The organism is Ruegeria sp. AB5 (assembly GCF_056542645.1).
The window spans coordinates 150,601-170,686 of the sequence record NZ_JBQGAE010000001.1 but is presented as its reverse complement, the minus strand read 5'-3'; the positions used below and the strand labels follow the sequence as shown (position 1 = coordinate 170,686).

Annotated in this window: 17 protein-coding genes; 8 read left to right on the top strand and 9 right to left on the bottom strand. The window is 58.4% G+C overall.

Annotated elements, in window-relative coordinates:
• Positions 1-46 precede the first annotated feature (46 nt).
• Both ACR0L4_RS00895 and ACR0L4_RS00890 read left to right on the top strand, forming a co-directional pair.
• Positions 47-673 carry a J domain-containing protein gene (locus ACR0L4_RS00895; protein ID WP_170748365.1) on the top strand — a complete coding sequence of 209 codons (627 nt, stop codon included), beginning with the start codon at positions 47-49 and terminating at the stop codon, positions 671-673.
• Positions 674-705: 32 nt separating this feature from the next.
• Entirely contained in the window at positions 706-1,482 is a 777-nt protein-coding gene (locus ACR0L4_RS00890; RefSeq protein WP_480509873.1) for a hypothetical protein, read from the top strand.
• 196 nt (positions 1,483-1,678) lie between these two features.
• Here the strand turns inward: ACR0L4_RS00890 and ACR0L4_RS00885 are convergent, their stop codons facing one another.
• Both ACR0L4_RS00885 and ACR0L4_RS00880 read right to left on the bottom strand, forming a co-directional pair.
• Positions 1,679-2,545 carry a hypothetical protein gene (locus ACR0L4_RS00885; protein ID WP_480509871.1) on the bottom strand — a complete coding sequence of 289 codons (867 nt, stop codon included), beginning with the start codon at positions 2,543-2,545 and terminating at the stop codon, positions 1,679-1,681.
• A 41-nt stretch (positions 2,546-2,586) separates the two neighbouring features.
• The gene (locus tag ACR0L4_RS00880; protein WP_170748362.1) at positions 2,587-3,240 is read right to left on the bottom strand and encodes a methyltransferase domain-containing protein; all 654 of its coding nucleotides are present in this window, start codon (positions 3,238-3,240) and stop codon (positions 2,587-2,589) included.
• 286 nt (positions 3,241-3,526) lie between these two features.
• Between ACR0L4_RS00880 and cobS the strand changes: the two genes are divergently transcribed.
• From cobS to ACR0L4_RS00850, 6 genes are all read left to right on the top strand, one after another.
• Positions 3,527-4,513, top strand: a complete 987-nt coding sequence (cobS, locus tag ACR0L4_RS00875; RefSeq protein WP_480509869.1) for a cobaltochelatase subunit CobS — start codon at positions 3,527-3,529, stop codon at positions 4,511-4,513.
• 3 nt (positions 4,514-4,516) lie between these two features.
• Positions 4,517-4,963, top strand: a complete 447-nt coding sequence (locus ACR0L4_RS00870) for a DUF4240 domain-containing protein (protein WP_480509867.1) — start codon at positions 4,517-4,519, stop codon at positions 4,961-4,963.
• Complete coding sequence (gene cobT / locus ACR0L4_RS00865; RefSeq protein WP_480509865.1) at positions 4,960-6,837, top strand: cobaltochelatase subunit CobT; 1,878 nt, start codon at positions 4,960-4,962, stop codon at positions 6,835-6,837. The genes ACR0L4_RS00870 and cobT overlap by 4 nt, the downstream gene beginning before the upstream one ends.
• Positions 6,838-6,923: 86 nt before the next feature.
• A complete protein-coding gene (locus ACR0L4_RS00860; protein ID WP_480509863.1) occupies positions 6,924-8,714 on the top strand; it encodes an aminopeptidase P family protein in 1,791 nt (596 codons plus the stop codon).
• 60 nt (positions 8,715-8,774) lie between these two features.
• Positions 8,775-9,116, top strand: coding sequence for a DUF427 domain-containing protein (locus ACR0L4_RS00855; RefSeq protein WP_170748357.1), 342 nt, complete (start codon positions 8,775-8,777; stop codon positions 9,114-9,116).
• 313 nt (positions 9,117-9,429) lie between these two features.
• Positions 9,430-10,797 (top strand): DUF3179 domain-containing protein, encoded by a 1,368-nt coding sequence (locus tag ACR0L4_RS00850; RefSeq protein ID WP_480509861.1) that lies wholly within the window; start codon positions 9,430-9,432, stop codon positions 10,795-10,797.
• Here ACR0L4_RS00850 and ACR0L4_RS00845 read toward each other — a convergent pair.
• The 7 genes from ACR0L4_RS00845 to ftsA form a co-directional block, all read right to left on the bottom strand.
• A complete protein-coding gene (locus tag ACR0L4_RS00845; protein ID WP_480509859.1) occupies positions 10,794-12,479 on the bottom strand; it encodes a chloride channel protein in 1,686 nt (561 codons plus the stop codon). The genes ACR0L4_RS00850 and ACR0L4_RS00845 overlap by 4 nt on opposite strands.
• Positions 12,480-12,579: 100 nt before the next feature.
• Entirely contained in the window at positions 12,580-14,229 is a 1,650-nt protein-coding gene (recN, locus tag ACR0L4_RS00840; RefSeq protein WP_480509857.1) for a DNA repair protein RecN, read from the bottom strand.
• A 36-nt stretch (positions 14,230-14,265) separates the two neighbouring features.
• Entirely contained in the window at positions 14,266-15,129 is an 864-nt protein-coding gene (locus ACR0L4_RS00835) for an outer membrane protein assembly factor BamD (protein WP_170748353.1), read from the bottom strand.
• A gap of 125 nt (positions 15,130-15,254) precedes the next feature.
• A complete protein-coding gene (gene lpxC / locus ACR0L4_RS00830) occupies positions 15,255-16,175 on the bottom strand; it encodes a UDP-3-O-acyl-N-acetylglucosamine deacetylase (RefSeq protein ID WP_480509855.1) in 921 nt (306 codons plus the stop codon).
• A 213-nt stretch (positions 16,176-16,388) separates the two neighbouring features.
• On the bottom strand, positions 16,389-17,990 hold the full coding sequence (ftsZ, locus tag ACR0L4_RS00825; protein WP_480509853.1) for a cell division protein FtsZ: 1,602 nt from the start codon (positions 17,988-17,990) through the stop codon (positions 16,389-16,391).
• A gap of 347 nt (positions 17,991-18,337) precedes the next feature.
• Positions 18,338-18,757 (bottom strand): hypothetical protein, encoded by a 420-nt coding sequence (locus tag ACR0L4_RS00820; RefSeq protein WP_480509851.1) that lies wholly within the window; start codon positions 18,755-18,757, stop codon positions 18,338-18,340.
• The gene (gene ftsA / locus ACR0L4_RS00815) at positions 18,744-20,078 is read right to left on the bottom strand and encodes a cell division protein FtsA (RefSeq protein ID WP_170749226.1); all 1,335 of its coding nucleotides are present in this window, start codon (positions 20,076-20,078) and stop codon (positions 18,744-18,746) included. Before ftsA ends, ACR0L4_RS00820 begins: the two co-directional genes overlap by 14 nt.
• Positions 20,079-20,086: the final 8 nt, after the last annotated feature.

Genomic DNA, 20,086 nt, shown 5'->3' with positions numbered 1-20,086 from the left:
AACTGCTGCCTCCGAGTCGAAAAGATGCGTTCGTGAGGATCACAGCATGACCAAATCAGACCCCTTCGGATTTGATATGTCCGTTTCCAGCGCCAAGAAGAAGAACCCGCGCGGGCGCCGGGGCATGTCGGGCGCGTCCGAGACGTCGAAGCGAATCTGTGATCATCCGGGATGTGAAGAGCCCGGCAAGTTCCGCGCGCCTAAGGCACCGGACGTTCTGGATGACTTCTACTGGTTCTGCCAGCAGCATGTGCGTGAATATAACCAAAAGTGGAACTTTTTTGACGGCACAACCGAGGCTGAGCTGAACGCGCAGCGGTCCAAAGACAAGGTGTGGGAGCGTGAGACCAAGCCCATGGGCGATCCCGAGGCCCGCGCCTGGGCTCGGCTGGGCATCGAAGACCCGCATCAGGTTCTGGGCGCAAACGGCACGCAGAACAAGGGCCGAACCACAGGTGGCGGCGGTCGCCGCCTGCCCCCGACTGAACGCCGCGCGATTGAAATCCTTGAGGCCAACGACAGCTGGTCCAAAGCCGAGGTGCGCAAGGCCTACAAGAAGCTGATCAAGGTTTTGCACCCGGATATGAACGGCGGCGACCGCTCGCAGGAAGAACAATTGCAAGAGGTCGTCTGGGCCTGGGATCAGATCAAGGACAGCCGGAACTTCAAGTAGATATCAAGGCGCGCTTTCGAGGATGCCGTAACATGCCGCGCAAGCAACAAAAACCTCTCAGGGCCAAGCTTCCGCCCGAACATCCGTTTTTTCAGATCATCAGCGACGCCTACAGGGTTTTCGACTACGATAAACCCTCGAGTACCGACGTGTGCCAAGGCTGCTGTATGGATGCGGATATCGAGGCCGATTTCTTTTCGCCCCCCATAGCGGAATTGCCGCTGCACTATATTCAGGATTGGTTCTTTGCCGCCTATGACCCGAACGGGATCTCCAAGGGAACCTGGGGCTATCTGCTGCCGCGCATACTGGAAGTTCTTGCAACTGATGAAGAGGCCGCGAATGTTGGGCTGGAAGTCAGCCTGAACAGGTTCGAAACAGGTAACCCGAAGAACTGGTCTGACGAAGAATGGCACGTCCTGAACAGGTTCCAGCGTGCGTATCTTGCACGCGAAATTGAGCGCGACACCGGCTATCTGGATGACACAGTGTGCATGTTCGGTTTGGCCGGGTGGCACTTGGATAGCCTGTTTGAACAGGTCACTGCGGCATCAGACGCGAAGCTAACAGAGCGGTTTTGGAATGATTGGTGCAAAAATTGCATCCCCGGGCGCGAGTCCGTTTGGATCACGGCCTTCTGGGAGAGCCCTGGCAACTCGAAGGCGTTTGAATTCTACACGTCCAAATCCCTCTATGACAGGTACAAAAATCTGGCGCTGAACGATGGCACTGACACGTGTTTGGCCGAGAAAGCATTCGCGGTGGCCAGCGTCATTGAACTGAACGGCTACTGGAACGCAGCTAAATAAGCGACACCCCTGAATGCGGTCACACCTGACGACCTGGTGCAGGCATGTTTGTGCTTCAAAGTTACGAGCCGGTCTAGTTCACACGCTCAGGTTCAATAGATTGACGTCGCACTTCAATCGCCACGTCACCGCCCAACCGCTGCATTCCCGGCCTGCAAAGCAACTTCGACTTTGCATTTCAATGCAGTAAGGACGTTCAACAATACTGTTGATTGAAAATCAAATTGAACTTTCTTTGTGCTTTCCGCCAGTTGAATCTGAACAAAGGATCCGGAACACGCCAATTGGGACCGTAGCTGCTGACCAAAAGAGCTTCGGGATTGGCTGGCAGCATGATTTCATAGTCGACAAACATATCTTGCGTGCCGTCAGGATCCGTTTTCAAAGGCAAGATATCCTGCGCGTCCATCGCATGGTATGAATAGGGGTAGACCGAGAATTTGCCATCGGTTGTCCAGGCCGGAAACAAATCGACGGAAAGTTCCTTGTCATTGATGATCTGGAAAACCGGTGGGTTGTTTGAGACTTGCCCATAGGCAACCGACCCTGCAGCGCACAACGTCTCTTTGTATAAGCGCCACTTTTCAGCGGCCTCGGCATCGGTGCATTCCCCCAGGTACACAGCCAGATCAATATCGTCATCATGCGCGATGAAGGTGCCATCCCGAACCAATCCCAACAGAGCCCCAGCGTAGAGAAAAAAGGGATAGCCGTGCCCCTCAAGCGGCGTCAGGATACCTCTAAACGAACGCGCCATGGAGTCCGTATCTTGTGCTGCAAACGTGCTGCGGTAACCGTGGAACGTGAGCGATTCCGGATACATGAGCTGATTGATCTCGGCGAGAAACTCTTCGAACTGAGCCGAGCGCCCATGTTGGCGGCACAACTCTCGTAGTCTAATCAGCTTTCCATAGGTACGTGTAGGGCGAAAGCGGCCTGCACAATGGTAGTACACGAACAACTTCAACCAGTCCTCTTCCCAATCTGGACTGAACACCGCATCCAAGCGAGGTTGAATCGCAAAAGGACGACGCAAACGCCCCCCTGAACGGATGATCCCCATCAGCTCGTCTCGAAAGCCCTCGAATGCAGCGCGATCAGAGCTCATCGATCTGCCCTTTCATAGATTCCACGCGCGACATGCGCGTCTTCATCCTGATACTTGGCCAGACCTTGCCCCTGAGTGCCATAAACCTTGTCAAAACCAAGATCATGCAACTGCGCGTCTAACATCTGCATCGACTGATATCGGCGGTAGTGTGGCGACGCGACCTTGAGCAAGGCTTCATCTTCTAGGGTCCGATACTCAAAAGCAAGTTTTTGACCAACCGAAAGGTTTTTGGACAACAACAGCAAAAATGCGTCCTGTACATCCTGCGTTATGGCGTGAAGGAAGAACCGCCCATACACACACAGCTCGGCTTCGGTCCGCTTAGCAATTTCAGAGACAACGCGGTCTGAACTGGCAAGGCTTTGGTATAGCGGCGTCCGATTGAACCCCAGGCGGTCAGCATTGGCGCGGGCCACGGCAATCCCTTGCTCGCTGGCATCAATACCTACCACATCAAACCTGAGAAGACTGAAGAAAATCGTGTCGCGTCCGTTGCCGCAGCCGACATCGATTATACTGCTGTGCGGAGACAACTCTTGCGCGACAAAAGCGGCAAACTGTGACGGCGGCAGAAGTACTCTGTCTTGAAGCTGATCGTCATAGAACTTCTGCCAGAATGCCTCATTCCGCTGTCCGGTTCTTGTCATTGCCTGTTCCTTTTCGTGATCGCGACTTAAGCCATTTTTACCACTCAAGAGCAACTGCAATCTCGATGGAAAATAAACGTGAAATCAAGGTCAAACGTGGCGCACCAACTGGGTTCTCAAAACTTTCGGGTGCCGTGCGCTTTCGCGCAACACTGGTCGGGACGGTGACGCCGGCAGACCGGCAAACCGTTGCGTGCACCTCTTCCCCTTGCCCTTGGGCGCAATATGTTGCACCACACACGGGTTCAAGCCCGGCGAGACGGGACAAGGTATAAGGACACGACGAATGGCTGACGGATCGATCGACATCAACGCAAAACCAACCGAAGAGATCTCGGTCCGTGAAGTGTTCGGCATTGATACCGAAATGGCGGTCAAAGGCTTTGCCGAGCGCAGCGACCGCGTCCCTGCAATCGACCCGACGTACAAGTTCGACCCGGAAACCACCTTGGCCATTCTGGCGGGCTTTGCTCATAACCGTCGCGTGATGATCCAAGGCTATCACGGCACCGGAAAGTCGACCCATATCGAACAGGTCGCCGCGCGTCTGAACTGGCCCGCCGTCCGTGTGAATCTGGACAGCCATATCAGCCGGATCGACCTGATCGGCAAGGATGCAATCAAGCTGCGTGACGGCAAGCAGGTCACCGAGTTCCACGAAGGGATTCTGCCGTGGGCGCTGCGCAACCCTGTTGCCATCGTCTTTGACGAATACGACGCGGGCCGTGCCGATGTGATGTTCGTCATCCAGCGTGTTCTTGAACATGACGGCAAGCTGACCCTGCTGGACCAGAATGAGATCATCACGCCGAACCCGAACTTTCGCCTGTTCGCCACCGCGAACACCGTTGGTCTGGGCGACACGACCGGCCTCTATCACGGTACGCAGCAGATCAACCAGGCGCAGATGGACCGCTGGTCGCTGGTTTCGACCCTGAACTACCTCAGCCACGATGCTGAAACGATGATCGTTCTGTCCAAAGCCCCGCTTTATAACACTGCCGAGGGTCGCAAGACTGTCAGCCAGATGGTCACTGTCGCCGATCTGACGCGGACGGCCTTCATGAATGGGGATCTGTCGACTGTCATGAGCCCGCGGACCGTGATCAACTGGGCCCAAAACGCCGAGATCTTCCGCGACGTTGGCTATGCCTTCCGCCTGTCCTTCCTGAACAAGTGTGACGAGTTGGAGCGCCAAACCGTGGCCGAGTTCTATCAGCGTTGCTTTGACGAGGAACTACCGGAAAGCGCGGCGAGCGCGAGCTTGGGGTGATGCTTGGAGCCTCTATTAGATGATAGATTCTGGTATTTTATCGGCCTGATCCAAGGATCAAAGCGGCGAGATCCAACAACCGATCTCACTCCGCTAGTGTCCGCTTTGCGCGATCAGGACGAGAATGTCATTTTTTCGTTTGAAGAGGCTCTCGCAAGAAAAGCTCATGCCTTGGATACAAGAGCTCACTATCGACGCATGTGTGGGTTATTTCCCGGTAGAGCCGACACCTTTCTGTACAAGAGATTGGCTGTTGTGGCGCAAGGCCCCAAGGTTTTCGATGCGTTCCTGGCCAATCCGAAGCACTATCGTCTATGGCAGACTGATTGGCTTGAAGGCTTGCTCTATGTAGCTCGCGAAGCCTATGAACTAAAGAATGGTGAAGAGATGCCCTATGCTCCAACCGTTTGTATCGAGAGTTTTCAGAACGAAAGCGGATGGCGATCATGAGCAAACCAAACGACAACCCCGCTGATCCGTTCAAGAAGGCTCTGGCCGAGGCCACCAAGGTCATGGCCGACGATCCTGAGCTGTCGGTAAGCTATACGGTCGACCCGTCTGGCCTATCGGGTGAATCGATGCGTCTGCCTCAGGTCAGCCGCCGGATGACGCGCGAGGAGGTTCTACTGGCGCGCGGGACAGCAGATGCTCTGGCGTTGCAACGTCGCTATCATGACGACGCGACCCATGCGCGTTATGCCCCTCCGGGAGATATGGCGCGGGACCTCTATGAAGCGATGGAAACCGCGCGGTGCGAGGCGATGGGTGCGCGGGACATGCCTGGTACGGCGTCTAACATCGATGTGAAAATCGGCCATGAAGCGCTGCGGCGCGGATATGATCAGTGCAAACAACCGGCCGAGGCGCCTTTGTCCGTGGCCGCGGGCTACCTGATCCGGCATCTGGCCACGGGGCGCGACCTGCCCCCCGCTGCTGAAAACGTCATGAACCTGTGGCGCGGGTTTATCGAGGAACAGGCGGGCGGCACGCTGGAAAACCTCGATGACATCCTCTCGGATCAGGCGGAGTTTGCCAAATTCACCCGGCAGGTGATCAAGGATCTGGGCTATGGCGACCAGCTGGGCGATGACCCGGATGAGTTGGACGACGAACAGGAAGATCAGGCAGAGGACGACGCGGAAGAGCAGCCTGATCCCGACAGCACCGGGCAGGATGATCAGGAGGAGCAGGATCCTGACGCCACACCCGAGCAGTCTCAGGAAGAGCAGCAGGATCAGTCCCAGGCCCAGGTCTCGATGGACGAGATGGCCGAGGATGAAATGGGGGATAAGGCCGAGATGCCCGAGGGTGAGGCCCCTATGGAGCCGCCTGCCCCGCCGCCCGCCTCGGAGGCTGACCCGGACTATAGGGTGTTCCTGAACACTTATGACGAAGAGATTGCCGCCGAGGATCTGGCCGAACCGGCAGAACTGGAACGGCTGCGTGCCTACCTGGATCAGCAGTTGGACCAACTGAAAGGCGCGGTCAGTCGTCTGGCAAACAAGTTGCAGCGCCGTTTGCAGGCACAACAGAACCGGTCTTGGGAATTCGATCGCGAGGAGGGTATTCTGGATGCCGGCCGTCTGGCCCGCGTTGTGGCAAACCCAACCACACCGCTGAGCTTCAAGGTCGAAAAAGATACCGAGTTCCGCGATACAGTCGTGACCCTGCTGCTGGACAATTCGGGATCAATGCGGGGGCGTCCGATCTCGATCGCGGCGGTTTGCGCGGATGTTCTGGCGCGGACTCTTGAGCGATGCAATGTAAAGGTCGAAATTCTGGGTTTTACTACGCGCGCCTGGAAAGGTGGTCAGGCGCGTGAGGCGTGGCTGAACGAGGGTCGGCCACAGCAACCCGGACGTTTGAACGACTTGCGCCACATCATCTACAAGGGCGCAGATGCGCCTTGGCGGCGGGCGCGGGCCAATCTGGGTCTGATGATGAAAGAGGGGCTGCTTAAGGAAAACATCGACGGCGAGGCACTGGAATGGGCTCACCGCCGCATGCTGGCCCGGCGTGAGCAGCGCAAGATTCTGATGGTGATTTCCGACGGTGCGCCGGTCGATGATTCCACGCTCAGCGTGAACCCGGCAAACTATCTGGAAAAACACCTGCGCGATGTGATCGCGATGGTTGAAAAGCGCAAGATGGTTGAGTTGCTGGCCATCGGGATCGGGCATGACGTAACCCGCTATTATGACCGTGCCGTAACGATCACCGATGTGGAACAACTGGCCGGAGCCATGACCGAGCAACTGGCCGCGCTGTTCGACAGCGATCCCCGGGCGCGGGCGCGGGTGATGGGGATAAGAAAGGTGGGCTGAGGCTGGCCTTGTCTCCGACAGGAGTGTGTTTCACAAATAGGGCGGGCGGCCTGTATAAGCTGCCCTTCGGGTTGAGGGAGGCAGATATGTTTCAGTCGTTTGACGTGACGGCGCGGCCTGAACAAGGGCCGCCGCGCCTGTCAGCTTTGCGGGACGAGTTGTCGGGCGAAGGATTGGACGGTTTTCTCGTACCGCGCGCGGATGCGCATCAGGGGGAATATGTGGCCCCTCGGGACGAACGACTGGCCTGGTTGACTGGCTTCACAGGCTCTGCAGGGTTTTGCGCCGTATTGCGGGATGTGGCCGGAGTGTTCATTGACGGGCGGTACCGGACACAGGTCAAGGCGCAGGTGGCGGCAGAATACACTCCGGTGCACTGGCCCGAAATCAGCCTGAGCGCATGGTTGAAAGAGCAATTGCCCAATGGCGGCAAGGTCGGGTTTGACCCCTGGCTGCATGCGGCGGGACAGATCAAGAGCGCGCGGAAAGAGCTACAGGGCAGCGGGATCGAACTGTGCCGATGTGACAATCTGGTGGATCGGATCTGGGAGGATCAGCCGGATCCTCCGATGAATCCTGTCAAAGTGCACCCGATTGAATTTGCGGGCGAAACAGCGAAAGACAAGATCACAAAGCTGTCAGAACGGTTGCGCGACAATGGCTGCGCGGCAGCGGTGATCACGCTGCCCGACTCGATCATGTGGTTGCTGAACATTCGCGGTTCTGACATTGCCTACAACCCCGTGGCGCACGGGTTTGCCATTCTGCATGCCGACCGGCGTGTTGATTTGTTCATGGCAACCAAGAAGCTGGCCGGATTGGACGATCATCTGGGGGAGCAGGTCATCGTTCATGAACCTGATGATTTCCTGAATGCACTTGGCGCGCTGCATGGTCAGGTTCAGGTTGACCCCGGTACGGTTCCACAGATTGTAGCCGAGACTTTGGACACCAGGATGGTCGACGGGGGCGATCCATGTGCACTGCCCAAGGCTCGCAAGAATCCCGCCGAAATCGCAGGCAGTGCCGAGGCGCATCTGCGCGATGCCGTGGCTGTTGTCGAGACCCTATTCTGGTTGGATCAGCAGACCCCCGGACAAGTGACGGAAACGCAGGTAGTGACGCGGCTGGAAAATGCGCGGCGTTGCGACAATGCGTTGCAAGATATCTCGTTTGATACCATCGCTGGCACGGGGCCCAATGGCGCGATCATGCATTACCGCGTAACCGAAGAGACGGATAGCGTGCTTGAAAACGGTCATCTGCTGGTGCTGGACAGCGGCGGGCAATATCTGGACGGGACCACCGACATCACCCGGACCATTGCGATTGGTGACGTGGGATCGGAAGAAAAAGCCTGTTTTACCCGCGTGTTGCAAGGCATGATTGCCATGTCGATGCTACGCTGGCCGGTTGGGCTGGCCGGGCGCGACATTGAATGCGTGGCGCGGGCTGCGTTGTGGAAGGCCGGTCAGGATTTCAACCATGGTGTAGGCCACGGGGTTGGCGCGTATCTCAGCGTGCACGAGGGTCCGCAGCGCCTGTCTCGGGTCAGCCATGTGCCGTTGGAACCGGGCATGATCCTGTCCAATGAACCCGGATACTATCGCGAAGGGGCATTTGGCATTCGGATCGAAAATCTGATTGTTGTCGACGAGGCCCCCACACTGCCCGGCGGCGATGCAGAACGGGCGATGCTGCAGTGGCGCACGCTGACCTTCGTACCCATTGACCGGCGTTTGATCCTTGTCGATATGCTGACCGATCAGGAACGCGACTGGTTGAACGGCTACCACCGGGACGTCGCAGAAAGAATCCGCCCAAGGCTGGGCGAAGACGCTCAGCTGTGGTTGGATGCCGCAACAGCGCCAGTCTGACACAGGGCTGTTACATAGGATGGGCAGAGGAGAGGCCCGAACAAGAACGAGGGAAGACATATGGTTGAGATCACGATCCGCAAAGCACCGGGCAAATGGAGCGTCCGGTCCGGTGGGGCAATTTTGGGCGAAAGCTCGGACGCGCTTGAATTGCAGGAAGGTGATCTTGAACCGGTGATCTATTTTCCGCGTTCAGACATTGCGATGGCCTTTCTGGATCGCACCGACAAGGTAACCCATTGCCCGCACAAGGGAGACGCGACGCATTTCTCGATCGTGAACAAATCTTCAGTCACAGAAAACGCTGTATGGAGCTATGAGGCTCCGGTTGCTGGGATGGCTGAGATCACTTCGTATCTGGCGTTCTATCCGGTCGATTCAGTCAAGGTAGAGCAGATTTGAGAGATTTGACTTGATGGCGCACGACCAATCCCCAGCACCTGCATCGACCTGCCTGACAGTTGGCTGAAAATGAAGGCCACCACGGGGCGCTTTCTAAGCATCAGTCTTTTCCGAACAGTTTTGGCCCGGCAAACCCCGGCTTTTGCCAGATGTGATCAAATCTTCGGCAAGCCATCCGATAGCAGGACGCAACAGCGCTTCTAAGCAATGTAGCAATAGCGCTTGGCAGGATCACGGCGCGCTCACGCGGCTGTTTGGTGTTTTTGATCAGCATTGAGGGCAGAATAGGCACGGCTGGGATTTGGAGGGTGCCATGTCTGTTTCACGTCGCCACTTTGTCGGTATGATTGGGGCCGGGGCACTGGCCCCCGCCACGGGTTTGGCCCAGCAGGATCCGGTGCTCGACGCGGTTCGCAGCACGCTTTATGCCCGCAGAACCGAATTCGAGGCGCAAATGGAGTATCTGCTGGCACGCGGCAACCCCGATGTGGTTCCCGCCCTGCTGACGGGCCTTCGCTTTTCGGATCGGCGGCGCGACGAAATCTCGGAGGTGATGGAGGCGCTGACCGGGCAGCAGCTTGGTACAGACTGGTTCAATTGGATGCTCTGGCAGGAGCAGAACCCGCAAGTGATACCGCACCCTGCCCTCATACCGTTCAAGCGTGAAGTTCTTCTGGGCATCGACAGGAATTTCGACGTTTTCCTGCGCCCCGAGTATCTGCAACGCGACCGGATGAAGATCCGGTTGGAAGAAATTGCCTGGGGCGGTGTGCGCAAGGATGGTATTCCCTCGCTGGACAATCCGAAACTGATCACAGCGTCTGACGCCAGCTACCTCAGGGACGACGATCTGGTCTTTGGGGTCTCGATCAACGGGGATACACGCGCTTATCCGTTGCGTATCATGGGATGGCACGAGATGTTCAACGAGGTGATCGGAGGCGTGCCCGTCGCGCTGGCCTATTGCACCTTGTGTGGGTCCGGCATCCTGTTTGAAACCCAAGTTAAGGGTCGACGGAAGCCGTTTGTATTTGGGTCGTCCGGGTTCCTGTACCGCTCCAACAAATTGATGTTTGACCGCGAAACCCATTCATTGTGGAACCAGTACACCGGCAAGCCCGTTGTGGGTCCATTGGTCGACAGCGGCATTGAACTCAGACAGCGACCGGTGGTCATCTCGACCTGGGACAACTGGAAAGACGCACACCCGAACACGAAGGTGTTGTCATTGCAGACAGGGCATCGACGCAACTACGGGTCGGGTGTGGTCTACCAACAGTATTTTGCCTCGCCCGACCTGATGTTCCCGGCACTGGTGGACCAGTCGGAACACCGTCAGAAAGACTATGTGTTTACCATCCGCCAATTCGGCGCGGCACGCGCCTGGCCGCTGGATGCGTTCAGCAGGACACGGGTGATCAACGATGCAATTGCCAACCGCCCCCTGGTTCTGATCGGCAACGCGGACAGGCGGACCGTGCGGGCCTATGAGCGTGGCGGGCACCGTTTCACGGCCACGGATGGCGGTCTTGTCGACGAAGCGGGCCGCAAGTGGACGTTGACCGAAGAAACGCTCGTTGGGCCGGATGGTGCAGAACTGCCGCGCGTGGCCGGACATATCTCGTACTGGTTCGCCTGGGACAACTATCTGGGTGATGCCGCAAGCGTCTATCGCGGCTAGGAGTGTTCTTCGGCCGCCGTCGCCGCCAATGCCCGGTTATAGGCCTTGAGCGCATCGACGTGATACAGCGCGCCAACCGGTGTTTCCCTGCCATTTTCGTCCAGTACGATCACAGGGATACAAGGAATGTCATCGCGGTCAAAATAAGGCATTGCGGCCTCTAGCGTGGCACTGGCTTTGACGCAAAGCCCCTGTTCGATCAGCGCTGCTGCCTCGTCCCTGGTGATCGAGCGCGGATCGCCAATAGGCCGCATTACCGCCCCGGCCCGCAGCATCGCCAAAAGGTAGGCCTGCGGCCCGGCAGCCAGATGCACGTTGCGACGCTCCAGTTGGGTCAGGAAGAACGACCGGTCCACAAGGCGCGACGCCAATGCGGTGGACATGGAGACCGAAACCATCACGGCCAGACCGATCTGCCAATCTCCGGTCAACTCGAACACAATCAGCGTGGTCGAGATCGGCGCGCCCAAAACAGCGGCAGCCACTGCACCCATACCGGCAAAGGCATAAAGCGTGTGGGTGCCCGAGACATCCGGCAACAGCCCTGTCGCAATCAGACCAAAGGCGAGGCCGGTCAGCGCACCAATCATCAGCGCGGGCGAAAAGACGCCGCCGCCCATGCGCCCCCCCATTGTAATGGCCACCGCCACCGTTTTGACCACCGCAAACAGAATGGCCGTTGTCAGCACCAGATCCCCGGTCAGCGCGCGGATCGTGGTTTCGTACCCGACACCAATGATATGCGGGAACCAGATCGCCATCACGCCCAGCATGGCGCCGGACACAGCCGGTCGCAGCCATCCCGGTAAGGACAAACGGTTCTGAACATGATTGCCGATGTCCTCGGCAAAAAAGATCGAGCGCATCAGCAGCAAGGATACCAATCCGCAGATCAGGCCAAGGATCAGAAAAGCAGGCAGTTCGACATAGAATTGCAAAGAGCCGGGCGTCTCGAGTGCAAATTCGGTGACATCGCCATATTCCAACCGGTTGATCACCGTTCCGGCGACCGAGGCGATGACGATGGGTGCAAAGGCATGGACCGCGAAATGGCGCAGCACAACCTCCAACGCAAACAACGCACCTGCGATGGGGGCGTTGAAACTGGCTGAAACAGCCGCGGCGACGGCGCATCCGAGCAGGTCGCGCCCGGTGATCCCGTCGGCATGTATGCGATTGCTAACCCATGTCGAAATCACCCCGGCCATGTGCACCACGGGACCCTCTCGCCCTGTGGAGCCGCCGGAACTCAGCGTGATCAGCGAGGCGAAAAACGAGGCGATGCCAGCCTTGGTCTCGACCCTGCCATCGCTGACGGCGGCACCTTCTATCACGTCCGCGACAGAGCGCACACGACCATCATCGGTGAATTTATTGAGGATGATGCCCACGATCAGGCCCCCGATGATGGGGATGATCAGCACCATGAACCATGGCAGCTTCTCTGCGTGGCTGTGCAACAGCAGGATATCTTCGGTGTCATAGATATAGGCCTGAAGCGCACGGATCGCCTTGCGGAATCCCAAGGCCATGAAACCCGCCGCGATACCGATGGCCAAGGCGATGAACCAGAACTGGATCTGGCTGGGTCCACGTCGGCGCATGACCCGCCACGCGTCCTTGATCGCGGCCAGAGCCTGATTGAGCTGGTTGCGCAGAACGGTGCGGGTTGATTGGGTCATCGGCCCTCGGGGATCATCACATACACCTTACTAAGCCACGGAGCGATCATATAAAAGTAAGATAGCGACGGTGGAGCGAGCAGGAAACGCCGCTGAGGCGTCAGGAGGTCAGCAAAGCCCGTGCAGCGGCCCGCGCTTCGTCGGTGATCGTATCCCCGGAAACCATCCGGGCGATCTCATCCACGCGGTCGCCTTCGGCCAGCGGTACAACGGTCGACAACGTCTGTCCCCCACTCACCTGTTTTTGCACGCGCCAGTGATGGGCCGCGCGTGCGGCGACCTGAGGCGAGTGTGTGACAACCAGAACCTGTCCGCCCTGCGCCAGCGCAGCCAGTCGACGCCCCACCGCATCGGCTGTGGCACCGCCAACACCCCGGTCAATTTCGTCAAAGATCATCGTGCGGGCGCTGTCATCACCGGACAGGCAAACCTTGAGCGCCAGCAAAAAGCGGCTGAGTTCACCTCCCGACGCGATCTTGTTCAACGGCCCCGAAGGTGCGCCCGGATTGGTGGCGACTGTGAAGGCAACCGCATCGAAACCCTCTGGGCCCGGATCGGACGGGGTGATTTCGGTTCGAAACACCGCGCGTTCCATTTTCAGCGGCGCGAGTTCGGCCATCACTGCCTTGTCCAGCCGCCCGGCGGCCTTTGTCCGCGCATCGCTGAGCTTGGTTGCGGCCGTATCGTATGCCGCCTGTGCCGCCTCAACTTCTGCGCGTTGATCGGCCAGATTGGCATCCCCGGCATCCAAACGTCCAAGGCGATCTCGCAGGGTGTCGGCAAACGCGCCCAGATCATCCGGAGCCACGTCATGCTTGCGGGCAAGTGCGCGGATGGCGAACAAGCGTTCCTCGGTGGCTTCCAGCTCAACCGGGTTGAAATCCAGCGCCTGCAGACAGGCCTTCACCCCGTCCTGCGCTTCGCCCAGCTCAATCAAAGCGCGGCCAAGCGCCGCGATCGGCTCTTCCAGCTGCCCGCCTGCATTGTCGGATACGCCCTCAAGCCAGCGGACCGCGTCCGACATCGCCGCTTCGGCCCCACCGCCGCCAAGCAAATCAAAGGCGCGGGCGACGTCGTCCCTGATGCGTTCGGCACCCTGCATCATGCGGCGGCGGGCGTCGAGATCAGCGTCTTCTCCAGGTTGCGGATCGAGCTTGTCCAATTCAGTGACGGAGTGGCGCAGGAATTCTTCTTCGGCACGCATAGCCGCCAAAGCGGCCTCGGTTTCGGCCAGAGTCTTGCGGCTGCGTGACATCTCGGACCAAGCGCGGCGAACCGCGCCAATCTGTTCCGAAACCTGCGCGTAGTCGTCCAGCAAAAGACGGTGGCCACGCGGGTTCAGCAGCCCCCGATCATCGTGCTGGCCATGCAACTCAACAAGTGTCTCTGACAAGGCGCGCAGAACGTCCCCTGAACACCTGCGGTCATTGACCCATGCGGTTTTGCGTCCCTCGGCGGAGTTGACTCGGCGCAGGATCAGTTCCTCTCCGCCCGGCAAACCGGCCTCAAGCAGGATGGCGTGGGCCGGATGGCCTTTGGGCAGTTCGAATTCGGCCACCACCTCACCCTGAGCCGCCCCCTGCCGGACCAGTTCGGCCCGCCCGCGCCAACCCAAAACAAAGCCCAACGAATCCAGAAGGATCGACTTGCCTGCACCGGTCTCTCCGGTCAAGGCGTTCAGACCCGGCTGGAAGGTCAATTCCAACCGGTCAATGATCAGCATGTCGCGGATATCCAGGGCGCGAAGCATCGGGTCTTTAACGTCCCAAGCCTGATGACATGGCGATTACAACCACTCACCCTTGATGGTCTGGCGATAGATCGTGCTGAGCCAGTTGTTGCCACGGCTCTTCAAATCCAAACCGCGCGAGGTCAACAATTTGTACCCATCATCATACCATTCCGACGACTGGTAGTTGTACCCCAGAATCGCGCCGGCCGATTGTGCCTCGTCAAACAGGCCCAGCGACAGATAGGCCTCGATCAGACGATACAGCGCTTCGGCGGTGTGAGACGTGGTTTGGAAGTCCTCAACCACCACCCGGAACCGGTTGATGGCCGCGATATAGTGATCCTGACGCAGGTAGTAGCGCCCGATCTCCATTTCCTTGCCGGCCAGATGGTCAAAAGCGAGATCAAACTTCAAAACTGCGGACGTGGTGTACTCGCTGTCAGGGTAAACTTCGATCACCGTGCGCAAAGCCTGCAAAGCCTGAAAGGTCAGGCCCTGATCCCGACCGACTTCATCAATCTGGTCGTAATAGCTGAGCGCCAGAAGATATTGGGCATAGGCCGCATCTTCGTCCGTCGGATAGAAATCTATATAGCGCTGCGCGGCGGCCCGGCTTTCTTCATAATTCTGGTCAGCGTGGAACGAGAACGCCTGCATGATCAGCGCGCGTTTGGCCCAATCGGAATAGGGATAGAGCCGTTCGACCTCGGAGAAATAATACGCCGCGTCGTCCGAGCGATTCTGCGACAGCTCGTATTCCCCACGGGTATATATCTGTTCCGGCGTGAACCCTTCCAAGTTCTGTTCGCGGTCTGCACCTCGGTTTCCGAACAGGCCACCTGCGTTGCCGCATGCGCTCAAAACTGCTGCCAGAAGAATCGCACCCGCGAATCTGACTGCCGCTTTGCTGCCAACCATACCGCTTATCCTTGTCGTCTTGCTTCCCGGATCCCAGCCGGATCGAGCCATGGTCTAGCACAGAAAATTCCGGGGCAAAACGCCTTATCCACGCTCTGTCGGAAATGTCGTCAGAGTTGATGACGTCAGGCGACAGCCGGAATTTCGTCAGCGACAAGGCCCTGCCCCGGCAGGCGCGCAGCCTGTTCGGGTGTACACAGGATCGGACGGACCGCGCCGGGCGTTTCGAACAGTTTTCGCAGCAGCGTGTTGGTCATCGAATGGCCCGACTTGTCACCGGTAAAGTGACCGAGAATCGGACCACCTGCCAGATACAGATCACCAAGCGCGTCCAGCATCTTGTGGCGCACGGCCTCATCCGCATGACGGAAACCGCCCGGAGTAAGAACTTCGGTGCCTTGCACGACAACAGCGTTTTCCAGCGTGCCGCCCAGAGCCAGCCCGTTTTCACGCATCGCTTCAACATCGGTTCGGCGGCAGAAGGTACGACAGTCGCTGAGTTCACGCACAAACGAGCCGTTGCGCATGTCCAGTGTCTTGGTTTGGTTGCCAATGGCAGCATCTTCGAAGTCGATGTGGAAGTCGATGATCAACCCGTTTGCGGGTTTGATCGAAGCGCTGGCGCCTTCACGGGACGCGGTCACAGGCTTGAGAACCTCGTAGGCCAGAACCGGGCTTGCCTGACGACGTACACCCTTGGCCATGATACCGCGAACGAATTCAATGGATGACCCATCCATGATCGGGACTTCGGGCCCATCAATTTCAATCAGCACGTTGTGGACGCCACAACCTGCCAGCGCAGCCATGATGTGCTCGATGGTTGATACCGAAACACCCGCATCATTCACCAATCGGGTGCAAAGCGGTGTACGCTCGACCACATCATAGATCGCAGGAAGCAGTGCATTGCCCAGATCGATATCCGTCCGTTTGAACCAGATTCCGTGACCAGCTGCTGCCGGTTTCAGAACCATAACCGCAGGCTGACCACCGTGCAGTCCGACGCCTTTGAACGTAACCGGAGATTTGAGCGTATGTTGCAAAATGGGCCTCGGTGAGTGGTGTCCGACCTATACGGGTCGTGTTGGACCCTCAGTTAAGGAAGAGGCCTTGCAAGCTCAACTCACTCTTTGCAACTGAATGAAACATGAATGTGACAGATCGGCAAAACCCTGCTTAGCCACCTTTAACGTCTTGTTAGAATTGAAAAAAGGGTCGCCTCTCGGCGACCCTTTTTCATGAATTTGTTACCGCAGTCAGTTGGCCTGGCGGCGCAGGAAGGCCGGAATTTCGATGCGATCCTGATCCGGGTCAGCCTCATCCTGTGCAGGTGCCGTAGCGTCAGCCTGGCGCATGGCGGGCTGCTGACGAGGCGGTTGTGCCGGGGTATCGGCAGCATGACCTGTCATCCGGTCAATCAGGCGGTTGAAGCCGAAGCGGGGGCGATCTTCGGGTTCCGCCTGAGGCTGAGCGGTGGGTTCCTGAGGCCGGGTCGCGGTCAGACGCTGCGCGGCCGAGGGGACGTTTTGAACGGCGGCCTGCAGGCGCTGCAGAGCTTCTGGCGAGGGGGTACCAGCTGCGTGGGGTTGCGGTGCGACATAGGTTTCGGGGGTCTCTTCGACGGGTTCGGGCTGTGGTTCGAATTCGGCAACGCGCGGCTGGTAGGCCGGGGGCGGCAGATCGTCGTCGTCCTGCTCGTCGCGCAACTGGAACCGTGCCGGGGCCGGGTCTTCCGTGGCTTCGAACAGCGACGGCTCGGGGTTGTCCTGCTGAACGGGTTCGGCGTCAGCAGCAATCTGAGCCTCTTCCTGCTCTGGCTCTTCTGCCGAAACGGTCCGGGTCAAAGGTTCTGACATCGAGCGGCGTGCGACAGGAACATCCGACGATTTCTCGCTGGCATCAATACCCGTGGCCACGACCGAAACGCGCATGCCGCCTTCCATCACGGTATCCAGTGTCGAACCAACGATGATGTTGGCCTCGGGGTCCACTTCCTCGCGAATGCGGTTCGCGGCCTCGTCCAGTTCGAACAGGGTCAGGTCGTGCGAGCCGGTGATATTGATCAACACGCCCTTCGCGCCCTTGAGGCTGATTTCGTCCAGCAACGGGTTGGCGATCGCCTTCTCGGCCGCCTGAATGGCCCGGTCTTCGCCAGTTGCCTCACCTGTGCCCATCATCGCCTTGCCCATTTCGTCCATCACGGCACGCACATCGGCAAAATCGAGGTTGATCAAGCCCGGACGGACCATCAGATCGGTCACACCCTTCACGCCTTGATACAATACGTCATCGGCCATCGAAAACGCCTCGGTGAAGGTGGTTTTTTCGTTGGCGAGGCGGAACAGATTCTGGTTCGGGATAATGATCAGCGTATCGACAACCCTTTGCAGCGATTCAACACCGTCTTCGGCCTGACGCATGCGCTTGGCCCCTTCGAACTGGAAGGGTTTGGTCACAACGCCAACGGTCAGAACGCCCAGCTCGCGCGCAGCCTGCGCAATGATCGGAGCCGCCCCTGTACCGGTGCCGCCCCCCATACCGGCGGTGATAAAGCACATATGCGCGCCCGCCAGATGGTCGACAATCTGTTCGATGCTTTCTTCTGCAGCCGCCGCACCAACGGTCGGACGGGCCCCGGCCCCCAGACCTTCGGTCACTTTCACACCCAGTTGCACCCTTGCCGAGGACTGGCTTTGCTGCAGCGCCTGCGCGTCTGTGTTGGCGACGACAAAATCGACGCCGTCCAGCTGTTTCTCAATCATATTGTTGACTGCGTTGCCGCCCGCGCCACCAACGCCAAATACTGTAATCCGAGGCTTCAGTTCGTCGTGCCCGGGCATCGAAAGATTCAATGTCATGCTCTGTCCGCCTGTATTTATGTCCCGCCAAAGCGGTGTTTTTCTTACCTATCCATGTTCGATTCTAGCGCTCTGATGCGAAAAGGTCACGTCAAAAATCAAAAGATTCCACAAAATATGGAGGAAATAAGGCAGCCAGCGGCGGTATTTCGCGGTCTTTGCCAAATATAGCGGAAACAATGCGGATCACTACTAGACAAGCTTTATCCAAGCGACGCTTACCCTTTGCGCCACGTTTGAGATTCGTGTCAGTCACTGCGGAAAACTGCTCAAAGTCCTGCCGCGAGGCCTCTGACGGGCCTTGTGGACATCTTTATGGATAACTCGGTTGGCTGCAACCTGTTTCTTCAGCTGATTGGTGCACTTGGACAGTCCAGACCTGTCTCGGTGATACTGCGCACCTCTTGTATTTCGCCATCCGTCAGGCTGGCCAGCCGAACCATAAGACGGTCCTGATACAAAAACGGCCACCAGCAGACCGGAATGCCGTCGGGGTCATTGTCATAGAGAAAACAGACCTGACCGTTCGGCGTGGTGATCTGACCATAGACACACCCCCGCCCCTCTTCCCGCCAGACCGAGGTTTTTCGGTTCAGAAATTGCTCTGTGCCGACCAGATCACCGCTGCGAATCTCATGAAACCTGACTGTTTTACCCAATACTGCATCCAGGAACGCCTCGGGCGTGAGGATGGTCTGGGCTACGGCCCCGCCGGGCACAAACGCCGCGCAGCACAGCACGCGGCGCAGGGTTTTACCAATTGTCACGGAACCACCGCACGGCGCGCTTGAACGGGCGCGCGGCATAGGTGTCGACCGGAATTTCGAAATCCCACCATTCGTCCTGAGGGTGCGCAGCAAACAGACTGAGACCTACCGCCGAGGAAAAACCCGGCCCGGTGGCGGATTGCGGCAGGCCGTGGACCCGCAAGGGACGACCCAAACGAACGCGCTGACCCAGAATGCGCGTTGCCAGCCCATCCAGACCCATGATTTGACTGCCACCGCCCGTCAGAACAATCTGCTGGCTGGGCATATGTTCGAACCCGGCGGCGTCCAGGCGGACGCGTACCTCTTCCAGAATCTCTTCGACCCGAGGACGCATGATACCGATCAACTCAGCGCGGCTGACGGTGCGGCGATCGTGCTCCCAGTCACCGGTGTCGCCACCGATATCGATCATGTCGCGATCATCGGCCCCTGTTGCATGTACCCCGCCGTTGAATGTCTTGATCCGTTCTGCCACGGCCGCGGGAACGCCCAGACCCATGGAAATGTCGGACGTCACGTGATCCCCACCCATACGCACGCAATCGGCATAGATCATGTGCTTTTTCATGAAGATCGAAACGCTGGTGGTTCCACCCCCCATATCGATACAGGCGGCCCCCAATTCCTGCTCATCCTCGACCAGAGCCGAGACCCCGGACACATAGGCGGAGTTCGCAATCCCCGCCAGCTCGAGGTCACATCGCTTGATGCAGCGCACGATGTTCTGGATCGCAACGGCATCAACGGTCAGCATGTGCATGTCCACGGCCAGCGACTGACCCAACTGCCCACGCGGGTCAATCAGGCCCGAGCGGTTGTCCAGCGCAAAATTCACCGGTTGTGCATGCAGAACCTCACGCCCTGCCCCGTAATCCGGCACGTCGCAGGCATTGAGCACACGGCCCACCTCGGCCTCGGTCACAAGCTGGCCTTCCAGATCGACCTGCGCGTCCAGACCATACGAGCGCGGGTTCGCGCCCGAGAAGCAGGCAATCACATGGTCAACACGAATATCGGCCATCTTTTGTGCTGCTTGCAGAGCGGTGCGGATAGCGCGCTCGGTTTCCTGCATGGCCGTGACTTCACCGAACTGCACCCCGCGCGAGCGGGTCGTTGCCGCGCCAATCACGCGGAACCCGGTCTGCCCGGCCATCGATCCGATGGTATTGTCGTCGCTCAACCGGCCGGTGCCGTCAAAGCGCAGCACAAGACAGGCGATCTTTGAGCTGCCCACATCCAGAATGGCGATAACGCCCCGCTGCATTGCTTGTCTGCGCATCTGCCGCATGGCGCGTTGGGACTGATAAAGATCGGTCATCATGGTCG

Bases quoted from the DNA above. Each gene is read 5' to 3' on its own strand.
- recN (WP_480509857.1), bottom strand. From the start codon at position 14,229: ATGCTTCGCGCCCTGGATATCCGCGACATGCTGATCATTGACCGGTTG.
- ACR0L4_RS00850 (WP_480509861.1), top strand. From the start codon at position 9,430: ATGTCTGTTTCACGTCGCCACTTTGTCGGTATGATTGGGGCCGGGGCA.
- ACR0L4_RS00890 (WP_480509873.1), top strand. From the start codon at position 706: ATGCCGCGCAAGCAACAAAAACCTCTCAGGGCCAAGCTTCCGCCCGAA.
- ACR0L4_RS00845 (WP_480509859.1), bottom strand. From the start codon at position 12,479: ATGACCCAATCAACCCGCACCGTTCTGCGCAACCAGCTCAATCAGGCT.
- ftsZ (WP_480509853.1), bottom strand. From the start codon at position 17,990: ATGACATTGAATCTTTCGATGCCCGGGCACGACGAACTGAAGCCTCGG.
- ACR0L4_RS00885 (WP_480509871.1), bottom strand. From the start codon at position 2,545: ATGGGGATCATCCGTTCAGGGGGGCGTTTGCGTCGTCCTTTTGCGATT.
- ACR0L4_RS00855 (WP_170748357.1), top strand. From the start codon at position 8,775: ATGGTTGAGATCACGATCCGCAAAGCACCGGGCAAATGGAGCGTCCGG.
- ACR0L4_RS00860 (WP_480509863.1), top strand. From the start codon at position 6,924: ATGTTTCAGTCGTTTGACGTGACGGCGCGGCCTGAACAAGGGCCGCCG.
- cobT (WP_480509865.1), top strand. From the start codon at position 4,960: ATGAGCAAACCAAACGACAACCCCGCTGATCCGTTCAAGAAGGCTCTG.
- ACR0L4_RS00880 (WP_170748362.1), bottom strand. From the start codon at position 3,240: ATGACAAGAACCGGACAGCGGAATGAGGCATTCTGGCAGAAGTTCTAT.
- cobS (WP_480509869.1), top strand. From the start codon at position 3,527: ATGGCTGACGGATCGATCGACATCAACGCAAAACCAACCGAAGAGATC.
- ACR0L4_RS00895 (WP_170748365.1), top strand. From the start codon at position 47: ATGACCAAATCAGACCCCTTCGGATTTGATATGTCCGTTTCCAGCGCC.
- ACR0L4_RS00835 (WP_170748353.1), bottom strand. From the start codon at position 15,129: ATGGTTGGCAGCAAAGCGGCAGTCAGATTCGCGGGTGCGATTCTTCTG.
- ftsA (WP_170749226.1), bottom strand. From the start codon at position 20,078: ATGACCGATCTTTATCAGTCCCAACGCGCCATGCGGCAGATGCGCAGA.